16 protein-coding genes are annotated in these 17,788 nt (G+C 47.7%); 15 read left to right on the top strand and 1 reads right to left on the bottom strand.

The features are described 5' to 3' along the window. The first annotated feature begins 171 nt into the window (after positions 1-171). The 3 genes from EUZ85_RS13295 (at position 172) to EUZ85_RS13305 (ending at position 3,054) form a co-directional block, all read left to right on the top strand. Positions 172-687 (top strand): DUF1993 family protein, encoded by a 516-nt coding sequence (locus EUZ85_RS13295; RefSeq protein ID WP_127969745.1) that lies wholly within the window; start codon positions 172-174, stop codon positions 685-687. Between the two features lie 127 nt (positions 688-814). Continuing rightward, on the top strand, positions 815-1,399 hold the full coding sequence (locus tag EUZ85_RS13300; protein ID WP_127969746.1) for an ATP-dependent Clp protease proteolytic subunit: 585 nt from the start codon (positions 815-817) through the stop codon (positions 1,397-1,399). Between the two features lie 536 nt (positions 1,400-1,935). Continuing rightward, positions 1,936-3,054, top strand: coding sequence for a DUF3103 domain-containing protein (locus EUZ85_RS13305; RefSeq protein ID WP_241567026.1), 1,119 nt, complete (start codon positions 1,936-1,938; stop codon positions 3,052-3,054). A gap of 99 nt (positions 3,055-3,153) precedes the next feature. Here EUZ85_RS13305 and EUZ85_RS13310 read toward each other — a convergent pair whose 3' ends face one another. Beyond that, entirely contained in the window at positions 3,154-3,459 is a 306-nt protein-coding gene (locus EUZ85_RS13310; RefSeq protein ID WP_127969748.1) for a helix-hairpin-helix domain-containing protein, read from the bottom strand. Between the two features lie 225 nt (positions 3,460-3,684). Between EUZ85_RS13310 and EUZ85_RS13315 the strand changes: the two genes are divergently transcribed. The 12 genes from EUZ85_RS13315 (at position 3,685) to EUZ85_RS13370 (ending at position 17,683) form a co-directional block, all read left to right on the top strand. Then, on the top strand, positions 3,685-4,032 hold the full coding sequence (locus EUZ85_RS13315; RefSeq protein ID WP_127969749.1) for a histone-like nucleoid-structuring protein, MvaT/MvaU family: 348 nt from the start codon (positions 3,685-3,687) through the stop codon (positions 4,030-4,032). Between the two features lie 226 nt (positions 4,033-4,258). After that, positions 4,259-5,749 (top strand): capsule assembly Wzi family protein, encoded by a 1,491-nt coding sequence (locus EUZ85_RS13320; protein WP_127969750.1) that lies wholly within the window; start codon positions 4,259-4,261, stop codon positions 5,747-5,749. Between the two features lie 14 nt (positions 5,750-5,763). Then, positions 5,764-8,682: an SLBB domain-containing protein gene (locus tag EUZ85_RS13325; RefSeq protein WP_164887233.1), complete on the top strand. Its 2,919-nt coding sequence runs from the start codon at positions 5,764-5,766 to the stop codon at positions 8,680-8,682. 51 nt (positions 8,683-8,733) lie between these two features. Beyond that, entirely contained in the window at positions 8,734-9,237 is a 504-nt protein-coding gene (locus EUZ85_RS13330; protein WP_127969752.1) for a transcription termination/antitermination NusG family protein, read from the top strand. Positions 9,238-9,358: 121 nt separating this feature from the next. Next, complete coding sequence (locus EUZ85_RS13335; protein ID WP_127969753.1) at positions 9,359-10,288, top strand: Gfo/Idh/MocA family protein; 930 nt, start codon at positions 9,359-9,361, stop codon at positions 10,286-10,288. 16 nt (positions 10,289-10,304) lie between these two features. Beyond that, positions 10,305-10,889 carry an N-acetyltransferase gene (locus tag EUZ85_RS13340; RefSeq protein WP_127969754.1) on the top strand — a complete coding sequence of 195 codons (585 nt, stop codon included), beginning with the start codon at positions 10,305-10,307 and terminating at the stop codon, positions 10,887-10,889. Position 10,890: 1 nt separating this feature from the next. Beyond that, entirely contained in the window at positions 10,891-11,991 is a 1,101-nt protein-coding gene (locus EUZ85_RS13345) for a DegT/DnrJ/EryC1/StrS aminotransferase family protein (RefSeq protein WP_127969755.1), read from the top strand. 31 nt (positions 11,992-12,022) lie between these two features. Then, positions 12,023-13,015: a Wzz/FepE/Etk N-terminal domain-containing protein gene (locus EUZ85_RS13350; protein ID WP_127969756.1), complete on the top strand. Its 993-nt coding sequence runs from the start codon at positions 12,023-12,025 to the stop codon at positions 13,013-13,015. Between the two features lie 16 nt (positions 13,016-13,031). Beyond that, positions 13,032-14,036: an NAD-dependent epimerase/dehydratase family protein gene (locus EUZ85_RS13355; protein WP_127969757.1), complete on the top strand. Its 1,005-nt coding sequence runs from the start codon at positions 13,032-13,034 to the stop codon at positions 14,034-14,036. Between the two features lie 5 nt (positions 14,037-14,041). Beyond that, entirely contained in the window at positions 14,042-15,196 is a 1,155-nt protein-coding gene (locus EUZ85_RS13360; RefSeq protein WP_127969758.1) for a DegT/DnrJ/EryC1/StrS aminotransferase family protein, read from the top strand. 95 nt (positions 15,197-15,291) lie between these two features. Next, the gene (asnB, locus tag EUZ85_RS13365; RefSeq protein ID WP_127969759.1) at positions 15,292-17,172 is read left to right on the top strand and encodes an asparagine synthase (glutamine-hydrolyzing); all 1,881 of its coding nucleotides are present in this window, start codon (positions 15,292-15,294) and stop codon (positions 17,170-17,172) included. Next, positions 17,165-17,683 carry a DapH/DapD/GlmU-related protein gene (locus EUZ85_RS13370; protein ID WP_127969760.1) on the top strand — a complete coding sequence of 173 codons (519 nt, stop codon included), beginning with the start codon at positions 17,165-17,167 and terminating at the stop codon, positions 17,681-17,683. The genes asnB and EUZ85_RS13370 overlap by 8 nt, the downstream gene beginning before the upstream one ends. Positions 17,684-17,788 lie beyond the last annotated feature (105 nt).

The raw sequence follows: 17,788 nt of genomic DNA on the forward strand, positions 1-17,788 counted from the left end.
TAGATCGTGAAACTGCTTTGACGTTTAAAGGGCTCCAGAAGGGTCTTCTCCTGATATGATAACTTTGGTGTTGTGTTTAATTCCGCGTTAATCGCTGGAAGGCTTTTCAGTATGAACAAGCCCAAATGAGCCGTTGTTTAATAAAGTCTCAAGTTCAATCTTAGGAGTAGTATGTACGATCAATCCGTTATCGTCTTTGAACGCTATTTGCGGCGCTTGTCCGCCATGATAAATCGCCTGGAGGCGTTTGCCGATATCGCATCCAGGCAGGAAGCGATACTACGTACAAGTCTTACTCCGGGTATGTTCCCTCTTGTACAGCAGGTGCGCACGGCAATCGGTTTTTCTCTGCGTACCTGCTATCCGTTGGCCGGGCTGGAGATACCGGAAACAGAGTCTCGTGAAGACACGGTCGTAGATCTGCGCCGTCAAATTCAAGAAGCAGAGGGTTATTTGCAGGCCTTGCCAGCGCATAGCTTTACACAGGTGGCAGAACGGGAAATTGTGACGACAGCCGGGTTCAAAGAGTTGCGATTGGATGGCCAAACGTTTCTTACCCAGTATGCATTGCCGAACTTTTTCTTTCATCTCAGCATGGTCTACGCCATTTTGCGACATTGTGGGGTTCCGGTCGGGAAGGGGGACTTCGATGGTTTTCATGAGTATCCTTCGGGATTTGCATTTTGAGCTCCTATGAACATCGACCTTTGCGTTTCGGTTGCTTTCGACCGGAAAGAGGTGATCTATACTGAGGTGGCTTAATCGCCTGTTGCGCTCGGTGCGCAAACTAAAATCAATATGAGGAGAGTGATCCATGGAAAAGTTGTCCGGCGAACCTGAAAAGGGGAGTAAGGCTGACCGTATTGAAGAGCAGTATTCGTTCAAGTCCCGTTTTGTGTTTATTTTCGGCGAGATTAATCATGAAATGGCGCAAGCGACCTGTCAGCGCTTGATAGCCTTGGCCGAAGATTCGGAAGACCCTATCAGAGTGCTGATATCTTCTCCCGGCGGGCATGTGGAGTCGGGAGACGCTATTCACGACATTATTCGATTTATCCGTGCGCCGGTAATTACGGTAGGCGCAGGATGGGTCGCCAGTGCGGGTACGCATATCTATTTGGCGGCGGAAAAAGAGCGTCGTGTTTGTTTGCCCAATACACGCTTTATGATTCATCAGCCTGGCGGCGGCGCTGGCGGTCCAGCTTCGGATATCGCTATTCAGGCGAAAGAAATCTTGAGAGCCCGTGAGCGTATCGCCCATGTTGTCGCCAGGCAGACGGGTAAACCGTTTGAGAAAGTATTGGTGGATATAGAAAGGGATTTCTGGATGAGTCCAGAAGAGGCGATGGATTACGGTATTGTCTCCCGTATAGTCGAGTCCTACAAAGATCTTCAGTAGGTTTTATACTCTCTCCTGCTTCATGAGCGCCATTTAAAGCGCTCATGATCTATTTATAACGATATATATAACCGACGTTGTCGAATATATACTTCTGGAGCGAAAGATAGATAACATTCCGTCTCTATTTTTGCTTCAGCCTTCTGATAATAAAGAGATTTTTTGGGTCATTTGGCTCTAGAGCATAGAAAAAAACATCAGCCTCGTCACTATCCTATTCAGCCGATAAAACTGAAACTTGCAACATTCTTCTCAAAAATATTAAAAAAATTAAATCATTGAGAAACTTTTTGGAAAACATGTTGTATTCTCAAATGACCGGCGGACCTCTCATGCATATAAAGTCGTTATCAAAATCCAGTGCGTTCTCCGGCAGTAACCCCTGATGGGGGCTATTCGCTCTTTTCCATTTATCCAGCGTCCGTAGTAGAGGGAATAGACCTGTATCAGGGTTCTATCAATAAGGAACTAATAAGGAATTCAGTATGAGGAAAAATACTGCTTTGGGATTCGTAACTTTGTTGGCGTGCAGTTTTATGTCCAATATAACGGCGGCTGAAACGGTCACCATTAATAACTCGCCATCAAATGTTCCTGCTATTCACTCTAAGTTCGTCCCGCCTGGATTTATCAAACTCGCCAATGAAAAACGTATGATGGCCAGCGCCGCCGCCCGGGAAATTCATCCAGCGGATCTTGTACGGCAATTAAAGGAAAATAACGGCAGCGTTTCTGTAGCCAATGTACTGAAAGATGTAAAAGGTTTATCCAGTTCCTTTATCAATCAGGCGCAAAGCGCAGAAAGAAGCGTCCTGAACAAGAAAGGCATACGTACAAAAGGGGAAACATTACTTGAGTTGCGTATAGCCGCTCCGCAGATGATGTCGCAGTTACAGGAGGGCGTGGAGCCACTCTATGCCTATGAACCGGATGGAGACGAATCTTCCTGGCAATATATTGAAGCCTATGACAGCAATGGCGGTTTGCACTTGCTGGATGTCTGGAATATGCCGGAGCAGCCGGTCGTTGTTGTCGACATCAATGCGAAAAAGGATATGCAGCTTGGCCTGGCGCAAATGCGTGAGGTTTTTTCTCGCTCCGCGTCTAAATCCATTCAGATAAACAAAGCTCAGTCGGATAGCATCGACGTGACCATACTGGATAGCATTCGCCTGGAAGATGACGAGGAGCCATGGATCTCCGGCGATGCCGAGGTATACGCGATTGTGACAGGCGTTGATCCCAGCAGAGATGAGCCGGCGCTGGACATTGTGGACATGCCTTATCTCGATGAAGACGGAAAAACCTATTACCCCAACCAAGTTGTCGTTTATTGGGATAGATATCGTTGGGGCGCAGCGAATATCATTTTGATGGAGCATGACGATAACACCAACTATCAAACGTTGGCGCAAAAACTTCTGACTACCGCCGCTGAAGTGCTGTCGGCGCTGGGGCAGCCGGAGATTGGCGCATTAGTGGCCTTAGGCAGTGGAATTGTTGAGCTGATGCCTGAGCATTGGTTCAGCAATGACGACGACTATCTGGACTCTTTCTATACATTAGAAAAGAGTATGCACTATGGAAATCACATGGGCGTATCGGGTAATGCGATGACTACCATGAAGCCTTACACTCTAAATGGAATTAAATAACGGTAAATAAACAGGCGGGCAGATACGCCCGCCAAATAAAAAGGCCCGCTCCAGGATCAGTTATAACTGTCGTGGAGGGGCCTTTCTAATGCCTCAATATTATTCCAGCACAATCAAGCTACGATTTTTCTCTACGGTTTTCTCACCAATACCTTTAACCAGCGCCAACTCGGAAATATCTTTGAAGGGGCCGTTGGTGGTGCGAAACTCTATAATAGCTTCGGCCTTTTTAAGGCCAACGCCATTGAGTGCTTTTGCTAATGCTTCGGCGTCCGCCGTATTAATATTCACCACATTCTGTTGCGCGGCCGGCTGCGTTTGCTGTGGCGCGACGTCCGTAGCGAATGAAACATTAGCGAAGGCGAGAGTAAAAGCGAAGAAAATAACGGATAGCAGTTTTTGCATGTGAAATCACTCCATTGAAGTATTTGATTTAATATCCACCGATCCCGGTGGTGGCGCTATTATGCTCAATATGCTTAAAAAAGCTGTACGCTTTATTCTGAATTTTTCGTAAGAAATAACGTACGACTGTAAGAAATGCTCCATATACCTCTTGATATTTATTTATTTTTAATTACATTGTTATGTGATGATTGTAAACCCGATCGAATAACCCCGGAGCTATAAATGAATAAACTATCTGCTTATATTGAAGCAAAAGCCGCCTACGAAAATCTCAAGAAGAAGATCGAAGCATTGGAGAGCGATGAGAGCGTTAAGAAAACGTTAGAGTTTCAAAAGAAACTACAGGACTTAATGGATAAGTACGGTGTATCCAAAGAAGAAGTCGTTCGTATGTGGAATAAAGACGAGAAACCCAGTGCAACTGATAAACGTCGTGGCGTTCGTCCTTTGAAAGTATACAAAAACCCTCATACTGGCGAAGTGGTTAAAACCCGTGGCGGTAACCATAAAGTGCTGAACGAATGGCGCGGTAAGTACGGTAAAGAAACCGTCGACAGCTGGATCAGCTAAGTTTTTTGGCGCTACCTGCAGTGCTTTTTGGCAGGTGGCGCGCACCAAAATCAGTCACCTAATGTATTGATTTGGTTAAATAATGCGCAAAAATTAATTTTCCCCGCTTCCTACACATTCCAAAACATCTCTCCTATAATCCTTTTAAATAGCTGTATCTAATTATAATAACGCCAGCTCTCCTAATCAGAGTGGTATCAGACAACTACAATAATCGGTAATAAGGGTGAAGGAATCACTAAATCCGGGGAGGAGGTCTGTACTTGCCTTACTCCTGGTCTGGTCACTTAATGCACATGGCTCGCCATGGGCGGATTCTGACGATATCCGTCTTCGCCATAGCCTGCAGCTTCTAGTTGATTCAGGGTACGCCAACCTGAATGTGATGGCGTGGCCTATCTCCTGGTCCAGCATTGATAGAGAATTGATGCTGATCGACCGCGCAGAACTCCCTTCTGACCGTATTCGTACCGCTTTTGACTACGTCCAATTTGAATTACGCCGCTATAAGACTCAGACCGCTCATTTTGATGCCGGATTTCGCGTCTCTAATCGTTCTCCTCTATTAAAGCAGTTCGGAGATGGCTATACCGAAAATCAGGAGGTTTGGGGGCGGGCTGACTTTCTGGGGAGTTGGTGGGCGCTCAATTTGCGTGTGTCCGCGGTGAATGGCGACTATGACGATTTGCCAACTGCCAGGGCGGATGGAAGCTATATTGCTGGCTTGATAGGAAATTGGGTCGTTGGCGCAGGAGCAATAGAGCGTTGGTGGGGCCCTGGTTGGCGCTCCAGTTTGATTCTATCCAGCAACGCCAGACCTGTCCCAGGGATTTTCATTCGTCGTAACTCTGACTCTGAATTCGAGACTCCCTGGCTTTCATGGTTGGGGCCGTGGAGTCTCGAAATGTTTGGAGGGCAGCTTGAAGGAGATCGCTATGTTCCCGACGCCAAGCTACTTGGCGCCCGCTTTTCCTTTCGTCCTCTGCAGAGACTTGAATTGGCTTTATACCGTACCGCGCAATGGGGAGGCGATGGACGACCACAGTCGTTTTCCAGCCTGATAGATCTGTTCTTAGGGCGGGATAATGTCGGGGATGGCGGCATCACAAGAGATAATGAGCCAGGCAATCAGTTAGGAGGCGTTGATTTACGCTTTTCATTCAACCTTGGCTCTCTTCCTTCTGCATTTTACGCTCAAATGGTGGGTGAAGATGAAGCGGGAGGGGTTCCTTCCAAGCGCAACTGGCTTGGCGGGCTGGAGTCATCATTTGGCGTCTCGGACTGGGATGTTGGCGTTTTTCTCGAAGCAGCGGACACCACAGCCGGTGGTGCGCTCGGCGACCCCTTCTTTAACGTCACATACAATCATCAAATTTACCAAACCGGATACAGATACCGGGGAAGAGCCATCGGCGCGGCATTCGATAATGATTCTGAAATATACAGTCTGGGCATGCGTTTTATCTCACCTGATTCAGCGATGATCAAAGGGGCGGTATCCCGACTAAGGGCGAATGTCGATGGCATAAGGACAGCCAACCCTCCTAGCGGTGAACTCTATACAGCTTCGGTCTGGGCAGTGGAGATGGCTTACCAAAATGAGTGGAGAGCATTACGGTATGAGTTAGGTTGTAACTATTACTCGGCAGAATTAATTAATGACTACGCATCCAGCGGAGATTTCCAATTCTGGCTAGAAGGGACGTATAGATTCTAATGGTGAATGAATATATGCGCAGTATCGTGAAAATAATAACCCTGTTCTTTCTGTTTGTGTTTAGCGCACTCTCGTCGGCGCAGACATTGTCTCCTGAGCAGATCAATCGGTTCCTGGCGCTTCCTGAGGCGCAGCAAAAGGCATTGGCGGAGCAGTATGGCATTGATATTGACTCTTTAAAAAGCTCCCAGTCTCTTCCCAGGCAGACGCTTGAGCCAGCGCCAGATTCGCCAGTAAGGCCGCTGTCCGCAGACAAGCAAACGGAAACGCTATTTCCTCAGAGTGAAGCCAACAGCATACCCAGGCGGAAACCGATTGAAGATGAAGCTTGGGCTGGATGGGAGGAGGCGAAATATCAGGACAACCAGAGCGGACGAGGCGATAGCCGTAATTTCGAAGATATTGCCTTGCGCCCGGTGAGAGAGTTAGAGCCATTTGGCTATGAGCTGTTTGCTGGCGAACCCACTACCTTCGCTCCAGTAACCGAAATTCCGATTCCTGCAGAATATATTATTGGCCCTGGGGATACGGTGCGAGTGCAGATGTTCGGCAAGGAAAATCAGCTATTGGAGTTGATAGTCACCAGAGATGGGCAGATACAGTTCCCTCAAATTGGCCCGATGCCAGTTGCAGGCTTGTCTTTTAATGAGCTTAAAGGGCAGCTCACTCAGCTGATCAAGCAAAAATTTATTGGTGTTGAAAGCGCGATATCGTTGGGCGAACTACGCAGCATTAGGGTTTTTATTCTGGGAGAGGCAAGAACTCCTGGAGCCTATACGGTTAGCTCTTTATCAACGATAACCAACGCGTTATTTGTAAGTGGCGGCGTTAAGAACGGCGGTTCACTGCGCAATATCCAGTTAAAGCGTCAAGGTAAATTGATCGCCACCATGGATTTGTATGATCTGCTGTTGCGCGGAGATACAAGTTCTGATCAGCGTTTGCTTCCAGGAGACGTCATATTTATTCCGCCCAAAGGAAAAGCGGCAGGTATCGGTGGTTATGTGAATCGTCCGGCAATATATGAACTCAAAGACGAGAGGACCCTGGAAGGGCTTGTGCAACTTGCCGGAGGCTTGCGCTCGGAAGCTTACCCAAAATACACAAAAGTTGAGCGAGTGGCGGAGGGCTTTAAAAAGTCTGTGCTGGACGTCAATTTGCTTACGGCGCAGGGGAAGCGCTTTGAAGTTAAAAATGGCGACTTGGTTACGGTCGGAGCTGTGGATGAATTGGTTGAAGGTTATATAAAAGTTTCCGGTGAAGTGAGTCGGCCGGGCGTATACGACTGGAAGCCAGGATTGAAAATCAGTGATGTGGTTCACTCTATTAAGTTTGGTTTACTTCCTGATTCTGATCTGGATTACGCTTTGATTGTCAGGGAAGTTAATGCGCATAAGGATCTGGAGGTGATACATGTCAAGCTTGGCGCAGCCTTGTCGAGACCAGGAGGGAAACAAGATGTTGCGCTAAGGGATAAAGATCGGCTGTTGGTGTTCAATAAATATCGTAGCCGGAGCGAAATGCTGGAAGGGCTTCTGGCGAAACTTCAGGTGCAGGCTACACCCGTCAGTAAGCAAAGAACGTTTGAAGTGCTGGGTACAGCTCGTTTACAGGGAGAGTTCCCTTTACCTGAAAACTACACGATTAGAGACGCGCTTGATGCGGCGGGCGGTATAGATCCTTCAATCACGGACCTTAATTACGCTTTGTTGGTGAGAGAGGTCAATCAGCGTGGCGATATTCAGGCTATGGCGCTTAATCTGGTCGATATTTTTTCCGATAAGTCCGGGTCCGCATCTGCAATGGTGCAACCACTGGACAAAATTATTCTTTTCAACAGGGACGCTATTCGTGAGCCGCTGTTAAATGACGTAATACGTAAGCTTAGGAAACAGGCTAGCACCGGCCACCCTCCGCAAGTAGTGACGATTGGCGGTTCTGTCAGATTTCCTGGCGAGTATCCTGTTACAGATAAATTGACGCTCGATCAACTGATAACCGCAGCCGGTGGATTGTTGGATTCGGCGTACACATTGCGGGCGGAAGTATCGCGGCTGGTAATGTCTTCCAATCAAAGCGACCTGGAGATATTCAATCTTCCGATTCGAGGCTTCGAAGTTAACCCGAATAATCGGCTTCAAGCGCTTGACAAGGTATTTATAAAAACTATACCTGAGTATGCGGAGCGCTACACAGTTACCCTTGATGGGGAGGTTCAGTTTCCAGGCGAGTATGTGGTAAAGAAAGGTGAAACCCTGTCTCAGGTAGTGCATCGGGCGGGCGGTTTTACCTCGAATGCCTTTGCGAAAGGCGCTTTATTTACCCGGGAGAGGCTTGCTGAGCTGGAGGCGGAGAGACTGAAAGACGCCGAGGCGCGCTTGCAAAGGGATCTGGCGACTCTGCAACTGGAGATGGTGAAGGAAAATAAAGAAAAGGAAAAAGTCGCTCCATCTGATATCAGTAAACTGCAAGATTTACTCAGCCGGGTTAAAAGCTCGAAGCCTTTAGGGCGTTTGGTGGTGGACGTGGATGCGTTGATGAAAGGCGATATGCGGCAGGACGTCATTTTGCAGCAAGGCGATAAGCTGATGGTTCCACCTGTCACGCAATCTGTGACGGTTATAGGAGAGGTTCAGTTTTCGACCAGCCATATCTATCATCAAAACCTTACTGTTGATGACTATATTAAGCGCAGCGGCGGAGAAACCTCCCAGGCTGATTCGGATCGGACGTATGTGGTCAAGGCGAATGGTTCCGTTTGGTTGCCGTCCTCTTCTGCATGGTTTGCGAATAATAAAAGCAAGTTAAGCGCTGGCGATACGATTGTTGTCCCACTTCAGACAGATCGACTTAATAAACTGCAGTTATGGACAAATGTGAGCCAAATATTCTATCAAATTGCGTTGGGTGCAGCGGCGGTTGGAAGTTTGTAGAGAATTTCTTAATGGCTAGCTAATGTATTGGCGCATCAAGGTGGAGAATAAATGAAGGCATGGTACCTGCTTCGCTGCAAATCCCGACAGGACGAGAGGGCTGAGATTAACCTCATTAATCAAAATTATGATGTCTTCAGGCCGATTGCTTGTGTCTCAAAGAGTCGCGGAGGGTTTTCAAAAGAGGCTTATGAGCCACTATTTCCTGGTTATATATTTATATATTTAGATCCTTCTAACGATAATTGGGCGAGAATAAGAAGCACTCGCGGTGTTAATGATTTCGTAAGGTTTGCAACACTACCCCCTAAAGTTGATACATCTGTTGTAAAGGAAATTCAAGAAAGGTTGACCTTAATTCAAGAAAGGTGGTGTGTTGATCTTCGAAGGCATTTGACGCCAGGAGATCGAATAAAAGTCAATATCGAGGGGCTTCAGTCTATTGAGGCCGTATTTAGTTCATATTCACCTGAGGAGCGCGTTAATATATTAATTAATGTGCTTGGAAGGCTTTCAAACTTGGAAGTTGAGCTAAAATATATAGAGCTAGTCTAAAATAAGCTGTTTGCTGTTTGCTGTTTGCTGTTTGCTGTCTATGTCGTAATTATAATATTGGCTTCTGGTGCGCCAAGGGCGGTAGCGTGCCTGACGCCATTAATAAATGGAGACTATCGGGATGGCCAAGTTTGCGATTATCGGCGTGGGAGGATATGTCGCGCCGAAGCACTTAAAAGCAATATATGAAACTGAGAATAGTTTGGAGGCGGCGTTTGACGTTAACGACTCAGTAGGTGTCCTGGATAGCTACTTCCCCAATGTCAATTTTTTTATAGAGTTCGAGCGCTTTGATAGGCATATAGACAAATTGAAACGTCGCAACGGTATGTCTATAGACTATGTAAGCATATGCTCACCCAATTATCTTCATGACGCTCACATACGATTCTCTCTAAGATCGGGGGCTCACGCTATATGTGAAAAACCTCTTGTGCTCAGTCCCTGGAATCTGGATGCGCTTGCAGAGTTCGAAACAGAATATGAGCGAAAGATTAATACTATCCTTCAATTGCGCCTTCATCCTGCAATCATTGAGTTAAAGAAAAGTCTGGACGAGGGCAGGATGTACGATATTGATCTGACATACATAACCCCCCGAGGCCCTTGGTATTTAATGTCATGGAAAGGTAACCAGGAAAAGTCAGGCGGGGTGGTTACCAATATAGGCATTCATTTTTTTGATGTGCTTATTTGTTTGTTTGGAGATGTCGTAAATAGCCAGGTTCATTTGCATGAGGCGACAAAGGCTTCTGGCGTCATGCAGCTTAAGAACGCAGTAGTAAGATGGTATTTGTCTGTCGATGCAAATGACTTGCCCCCATCAACGAAGCCCTATATGAAACCATTCAGATCGATGACTGTGGATGGTCAGGAAGTGGAGTTTTCCTCCGGGTTCACAGACCTGCATACTCAGAGTTACAGAGATATATTGAGCGGTTCTGGATTTGGTATTGAAGACGCCAGACGAGCGATTGAGGCCGTTTATAACATACGCTCCAATAAGCCTGTTAACCCCACAAATGAATATCATCCATATCTGAAGAAATAGCACATCAGGTTTGCAAATGAATAATGTAAAGATACATGGTACGGCGATTGTTGATGAAGGTTGCTGTATTGGAGATGGATCGACAGTTTGGCATTGGACTCATATCTGTGGAGGCGCATCTATAGGTAAGGAGTCCAGTTTTGGCCAGAACGTTTATGTGGGAAATGACGTTACGATTGGCGACAACGTTAAGGTCCAGAACAACGTGTCCATCTATGACGGTGTTGTGCTGGAAGACGGTGTTTTTTGCGGTCCAAGTATGGTTTTCACTAATGTCTACAATCCCCGGGCTGCGGTGCCAAGGAAAAGCGAGTACAGAAAGACTATTGTCAGGAAGGGAGCGACCCTGGGTGCGAATTGCACAATTGTCTGCGGCGTGACAATTGGCTGCTATGCCTTTATCGGCGCGGGCGCTGTCGTGAAAGAAGACGTACGGGACTATGCATTGATGGTCGGCGTTCCAGCCAGACAAGTAGGGTGGATGAGTCAGTTTGGTGAAAGACTCGATCTGCCATTGCAGGGGGAAGCTGAATGCGTGTGCCCCCATTCTGGGATTAATTACGTGCTAAAAAATGATTTTGTAACGGCGGATCAGCACTGACATGGATATTAAGTTTATCAATTTAGATCGCCAGTATGAGCTCATAAAACAGAGCGTCGATGAAAATATCAAAGCAGTTCACTCGCACGGGCATTATATATTGGGCCCCGAAGTCGCCGAGCTGGAGGTCAAGCTGGCTGACCGTGCAGGCGTGACGCATTGTATTGCTACTTCTAATGGTACGGATGGACTTTTAGTAGCTTTAATGGCGCTTGGCATTGGCCCTGGAGATGAGGTCATTGTGCCTGGCTTTACTTTCATTGCGCCGGTTGAAGCAGTGTGTCTGCTTGGCGCGAAGCCTGTGTTTATCGATGTGGAAGTCGGCGGCTGCAATATAGATGTATCGAAACTGGAGAAAGGCTTCTCGCGCAATACTAAGGCGATAATCGCCGTCAGTCTCTATGGCGCTTGTGCTGAGTTTGATGAAATCAACGCCTTGGCGAAGAAGTATGGCGTTCCCGTTATTGAAGACGCCGCGCAAAGCTTTGGCGCAACATATAAAAATTCCAAGTCCTGCGGCCTTACTGATATCGCTGTAACCAGTTTCTTTCCGTCCAAGCCTCTCGGTTGTTACGGTGACGGCGGCGCTATATTTACGAACAATGATGAACTGGCTCATATCATTCGCCAAATAACCGTGCATGGACAAGAAACTCGCTATTGTCACACTCGTTTAGGGGTGAACGCGAGACTGGATACTATTCAGGCGGCTATATTACTGGCCAAGCTGGATGTATTTGATCAGGAAATCGAAAAGCGGCATGAACTCGCGATGAGATACAACGAGTTGCTGGATACATGTGGTGCAATTGAACTCCCTCAAGTTCCTCCACACTGTAAGTCTGTATATGCACAATTCACCGTTAAATTGGCGGATAGAGACCGCGTCGCTGATCGAATGAAAGCAAGTGGCGCGCCTACCGCTGTTCATTATCCATTGCCTGCATATAAGCAGCCTGCCTATCGGCAAGAAGGACTATCGTTCCCTGTAAGCGAGATGCTTGCTGAGCGTGTCATGAGTATTCCCATTTGTCCCTACATGACTTCGCAGGAACAGCTATTTGTATGTGAAACGCTGGTGGACGCGATTAAGGGTAGTTGATCACTTTTCCCTTTAATATTGAGGTTGCGAAGTGAAAGAAGATAAGAATGATTTACAGCAAAAGAACTTTTTATATCTTGTCCCTTCTGGCTCGGATTCGGAGAGCGCGAAGGTTGATTTTGTAAAACTGTTTAAGCAAATCTGGGCTGGTAAGTGGATAATTTTAACAGTCTCCTTCGTCTTTACTTTGCTTTCAGGTTATTACGCATTTTCCCAGCCTAATTATTATAAGTCCGTTGCCTTTCTCTCTCCGGCCGGCGTCGCCAGTGGCGCAGACTCCTCTTTGGCGGGAGGACTTGGAGGCCTCGCCAGCCTGGCGGGAATTCGTCTGGGAGGCGGAGGTAAAAACAAAGCTGAGCTGGCGCTGGCGATTCTCAAGTCCAAACGATTCATCGTTTCTTTTGCAAAGAAAGAAGCGATTGTTGTGCCTTTGATAGCTGGCGAGAGGTGGGATCCTCTGTCCGAGACGCTTATTCTCAACGAAAAAGTATACGACGCTAGCTCAAACCATTGGTTGCCCGCGGCTATGCAGCCTGGTCGAGACGCGCCCTCCGACAACCTGATCTATCAGAAGCTGTTCTCCAGACTGACCGTGGCGGAAGATAAAAGGTCCGGTTACGTGACAATATCGCTGCAATATTATTCGCCAGTTCTCGCCAAAGAGTGGTTGGAGAAACTGGTTAGCGCATTGAATGCGGAAATGAAGAACAAAGATATTGATGACGCCCAGAAAAATATTGAGTTCCTGGAGGCGCAGGCTCAGCGAACGGATGTCATTGAGGTAAAGAGAGTTATATTTGATTTGATCGAATCGGAGATAAGGACAGCGATGCTTGCTAACGCCAGAGAGGACTATATATACGAATATATAGATCCGCCAACTGTTCCGGAAATGAAAAGCGGCCCGGATAGAAAACTTATGGTAATTCTCGGGTTCATGGCAGGGATTATATTTGGAACGATCATTGTATTGATTTCAGGACTATTTAAGAGAAAAGCGGTAAATCTCCAATCTAACTCATAAAACATAGGGGATGGTTATGGATTTAAGCGGACGTAAGTTTTTGGTGATTGGCGGGGCAGGGTTAATTGGATCTCATACCGTTGACGCTCTATTAAAGGAAGGCGTGGAAGAAATCATTGTTTACGATAACTTCGTCAGAGGCAGCTACGACAACTTATCGACCGCATTAAGGGACAGCCGCGTTAAGGTTTATGAAGTTGGCGGCGATATTTTGCAGACGGATATTCTTGATTCAGCCATGCAAGGAGTGGATGGCGTTTTTCACTTCGCCGCCTTGTGGCTATTACAGTGTCATGAGTTCCCCAGATCTGCTTTTGATGTCAACGTAAAGGGAACCTTTAATGTGATGGAGGCCTGCATAAAAGCAGGCGTTAAAAGGCTGGTCTATTCCTCATCTGCGTCTGTATACGGTGATGCGGTTGAAGAGCCTATGACGGAAGATCATCCTTTTAATAATAAAAACTTTTACGGCGCCACCAAGATTGCCGGAGAGGCGATGCTGAGAGCCATGCATCATCGATACGGGCTAGATTACGTCGGGCTCAGGTACATGAATGTTTATGGTCCCAGACAGGATTATCAGGGGGCGTACATCGCCGTCATTATGAAGATGCTTGACGCTATTGACCGCAACGAAGGACCTACCATTTTAGGCGACGGCTCTGAAGCGTTCGACTTTGTCGCGGTAGAGGACTGCGCTCATGCAAATGTCTGCGCAATGAAAGCCAGCGCGACGGATCGGTTTTATAACGTGGGTACGGGAACGCGTACGAGTCTGAAAGAGTTGGCTGAAAAGCTCTTGACGCTGACTGACTGTAAACATGGTATTCAATATGCGCCGCGCAGTCAGGCGACGTTGGTGAGAAACCGTATTGGTTGTCCGGAGAGAGCGAAAAAAGAAATAGATTTCACTGCAAGAGTGGACCTTGATGAGGGGCTTAGAAGATTGATCGAGTGGCGCGCGTCTCATCAAAGAGAAGTGGCGCTGCGACGCAAGAAACTAGCCGCAAGAGGTGAGTAAGCGCCATGAGTGATCGTAAGATTCAGATATCTCTTCCCAGTATTGGCGAAGAAGAATGGCTGGCATGTAAAGATCCTTTAATGAGCGGATGGGTGACCCAGGGACCTAAAGTTGCTTTGTTTGAGAAAGCGTTTGCGGAGCGTCATGGCGTAAAACACGCGATTGCCGTGACATCCTGCACCACTGCGCTGCATTTGGCGTTAGTGGGTTTGGGAATAAAGGCTGGCGATGAGGTAATCGTGCCAGCGTTTACCTGGGTAGCCACGGCGAATGTGGTTCTGTACTGCGGGGCTACGCCGGTTCTCGTTGATGTGGACCCGAAGACTTTCAATATAGATATAGAGCAAGCGCGAGCACGAGTGACTGAAAAAACGCGTGCAGTCATCGCGGTTCATTTATTTGGACGGTGCGCGGATGTCGACGCCCTGAGGGAAGCGCTCCCTCACAACGTCGCTATTGTTGAAGACGCTGCCTGCGCCGCAGGGGCTGAACTGGCGGAAGGTCGGTGTGCAGGAGGACTGGGAGATGTCGCCGCGTTTTCCTTCCACCCCCGTAAGTCTATTACTACGGGCGAGGGAGGCATGGTGACGACCAATGACTCGGTCCTCGCCGAACGTATGCTGCAAGCAAGAAATCATGGAGCCTCGATTTCAGAGGAGCAGCGCCACGCTGGACCGAGACCCTACCTGTTGCCAGAGTTTAATCTGCTGGGCTTCAACTATCGTATGACGGATATCCAGGGCGCCATTGGCGTGGTTCAGTTGGGCAAGCTCGATGAATTGCTGACAGAGAGGGAACACTGGGCGGCATGGTATAGCGAACAACTTGCGGATATTGACTGCATACGTACGCCAGCGCCCTCTCCCTCAGGGCGTCATGGCTGGCAGGCATACGTTCTGTATATTGATCTTGATAAGTCTCCCGTAGCCAGAAATGAGCTGATGTCGGCGCTGGAAGAGCTTGGCGTTTCCACGCGACCTGGCACTCATGCGGTGCATATGCTTGGTTATTATAAAAACGAATATCACTATCAGGATGAGGATTTCCCCAACGCCAGGGATTGCAATAACCAGACTATGGCGATTCCTCTCCATAACAGGATGCAGGCCGATGATTATCAATTCGTCGTGCAGTGCATAAGACGGATTATCTGCGGCTAGTCCGGCTTCCAAGGCTTCTGAAAGTCGAGCTGACGTTATTTTAATCGCGAAAGCACCAGCTGTACTCTCGCCCGGAATATGGAAGGTACTCTTTAATGTGCGGAATTACAGGGTTTATCCACTTAGATAACTCGCCGGCGTCGCCTGTCTGGTTGAAAAGGATGACGGACGCCATCGCTCACCGGGGGCCGGATGGCGAGGGAGCCTGGGTGGAGAACAATGTGGCGATTGGCCATCGGCGACTGGCGATTTTGGATTTGTCTCCCGCTGGTCGCCAGCCGATGATCAGCGCGGATCACCGCTTCGTCCTTTCCTATAATGGTGAGATATACAACTTTAGGGAATTGCGAGCAGATTTAGAGGCGGAAGGGTACTGGTTCCGCTCCAACACAGACAGTGAAGTAGTGTTGAATGCGATCGCCGCCTGGGGCGTGGAGGCGATTACGCGGTTCAATGGCATGTTCGCGTTTGCGCTTTGGGATAGAAAAGAAAAGCGTATGTTGCTGGCCAGGGATCGGTATGGCGTTAAGCCGCTTTATTATTCCTTTCAAAACGGTATTTTCTACTTCGGCTCTGAGCAAAAAGCGATTACCGCTGCGAATGATTATCGCAGAAAGATCGATAAAGAAGGGCTGCTGGAGTATTTTACTTTTCAGAATTTCTTTACCGACCGTACATTGCTGCAAGGCATGAAAATGGTTCCGGCGGGAAGTTACGCGTGGATTGACCCCTCACCAAGTAACGCCAAGCTTGATTTCTATTCATACTGGGACTTTTCCTTTCAGGAGCCTGCCGCCAGATCCTCTTTTAGAGAGTATCAGGAAGAGTTGGACAGACTTTTCCGCCAGGCCGTCAACAGGCAGTTGGTCGCTGACGTCGAGCTGGGGAGTTACTTAAGCGGAGGCATGGATTCTGGGTCCATAGCCGCTCTTGCCGCCCAGAACTTCAATAATCTTAAAACGTTTACCTGTGGCTTTGATCTAAGCTCTGCATCCGGCATCGAGCTGGGCTTCGATGAGAGGGCTCAGGCTGAGGCGATTTCAGCTCTGATCAAATCAGAGCACTATGAAATGGTTTTGAAGGCGGGAGACATGGAGCGCGCGTTACCGAGGATGGCGCACCATTTAGAAGAACCCCGAGTAGGGCAGAGCTATCCGAATTTTTATGTAGCCCAACTGGCCAGTAAATTCGTCAAGGTGGTTCTCTCCGGCGTTGGCGGAGATGAGCTATTTGGAGGATATCCATGGCGGTATTACAGAGCGGCCAGCTGCAACAACTTTGATCAATATATTGATAATTACTACCAGTTCTGGCACCGCCTGATTCCAAACAAAATAATACACAAGCTGTTCGCGCCTATCCTGGATGAAGTGAAAAATGTATGGACACGCGATATTTTCAGGGATGTCTTCAAATATAAGCCGAACAAACTAAATACTGCGGAAGAATATATTAATCACTCTCTTTATTTTGAAGCCAAAACCTTTATGCATGGCGTATTGGTGGTGGAAGATAAGTTGAGCATGGCTCATGGTCTTGAGACAAGAGTTCCATTTCTGGATAACGATCTGGTTGATTTCGCCATGCGCTGCCCGGTAGATATGAAACTCAGCAATATCAATGAGATAGTCAGGCTTAATGAGAACGAACCTGGCAATAAGCAGCTTAATTACTTTCAGAAAACGAAGGACGGGAAGCGCATCTTAAGGGAATCCATGAGGAGCTATATCCCTGAAGAAGTAACGGAAGCGATTAAGAAAGGGTTTTCAGCGCCCGACGCGTCATGGTTTAAAGGGGACAGTATGGAGTATGTCAAACGCAAGCTGCTCTCTGGTCGCCCACATATATACGAGTTTATGGATGAAAAAGTGCTCCGTGAACTTGTTGAAGAACATCTGCAGGGCAAGCAAAACAGAAGGTTATTAATCTGGTCTCTCTTGAACGTAGAGCAATGGTTGAGCGAACTCTATGTTTGATGATCTATTCACTTCACTTAAACAACTTTGGTTCGATAAACGTAGGTTGTTGAACTCCAAATATCGTCGGACGCTGCCTTTCTCTGAATATATTGTGGATCGTTGGGAGAAAGCCAAGGAACTGGGTTTTGAGAGCGAGGTTTCCGTCTATGACAGCTCTTATATATTTGGAGATGTAACCGTAGGAAAGTCCACATGGATAGGGCCGTTTACCATATTGGACGGCTCTGGCGGACAGCTCTCTATCGGCTCGTATTGCTCCATCTCAGCAGGGGTGCAGATTTATACCCATGACACGGTCAAATGGGCGACCAGCGGAGGCAAAGAAGGTTATGAACGTGCTGCGACCTCCATTGGCGACCATTGTTATATCGGGCCATATACAGTGATTGCAAAAGGGGTCACGGTCGGTGATCGATGTGTCATTGGCGCGCACAGTCTGGTTTTACAGGATATTCCTGCTGGCAGTAGGGCGCATGGCGCGCCTTGCCGTATCGTCGGCGCTGTCTGATAGCTCAAGAGTACGAAGACCAATGAATTCTCTGCGGGAACAGAAAGCGATTATTAAGGACTTCCTGACTGATGCATACGCCGTTCATGGCCGTAAGCTCTGGTG

The sequence above is a fragment of the Hahella sp. KA22 genome (assembly GCF_004135205.1).
Taxonomy (GTDB): domain Bacteria; phylum Pseudomonadota; class Gammaproteobacteria; order Pseudomonadales; family Oleiphilaceae; genus Hahella.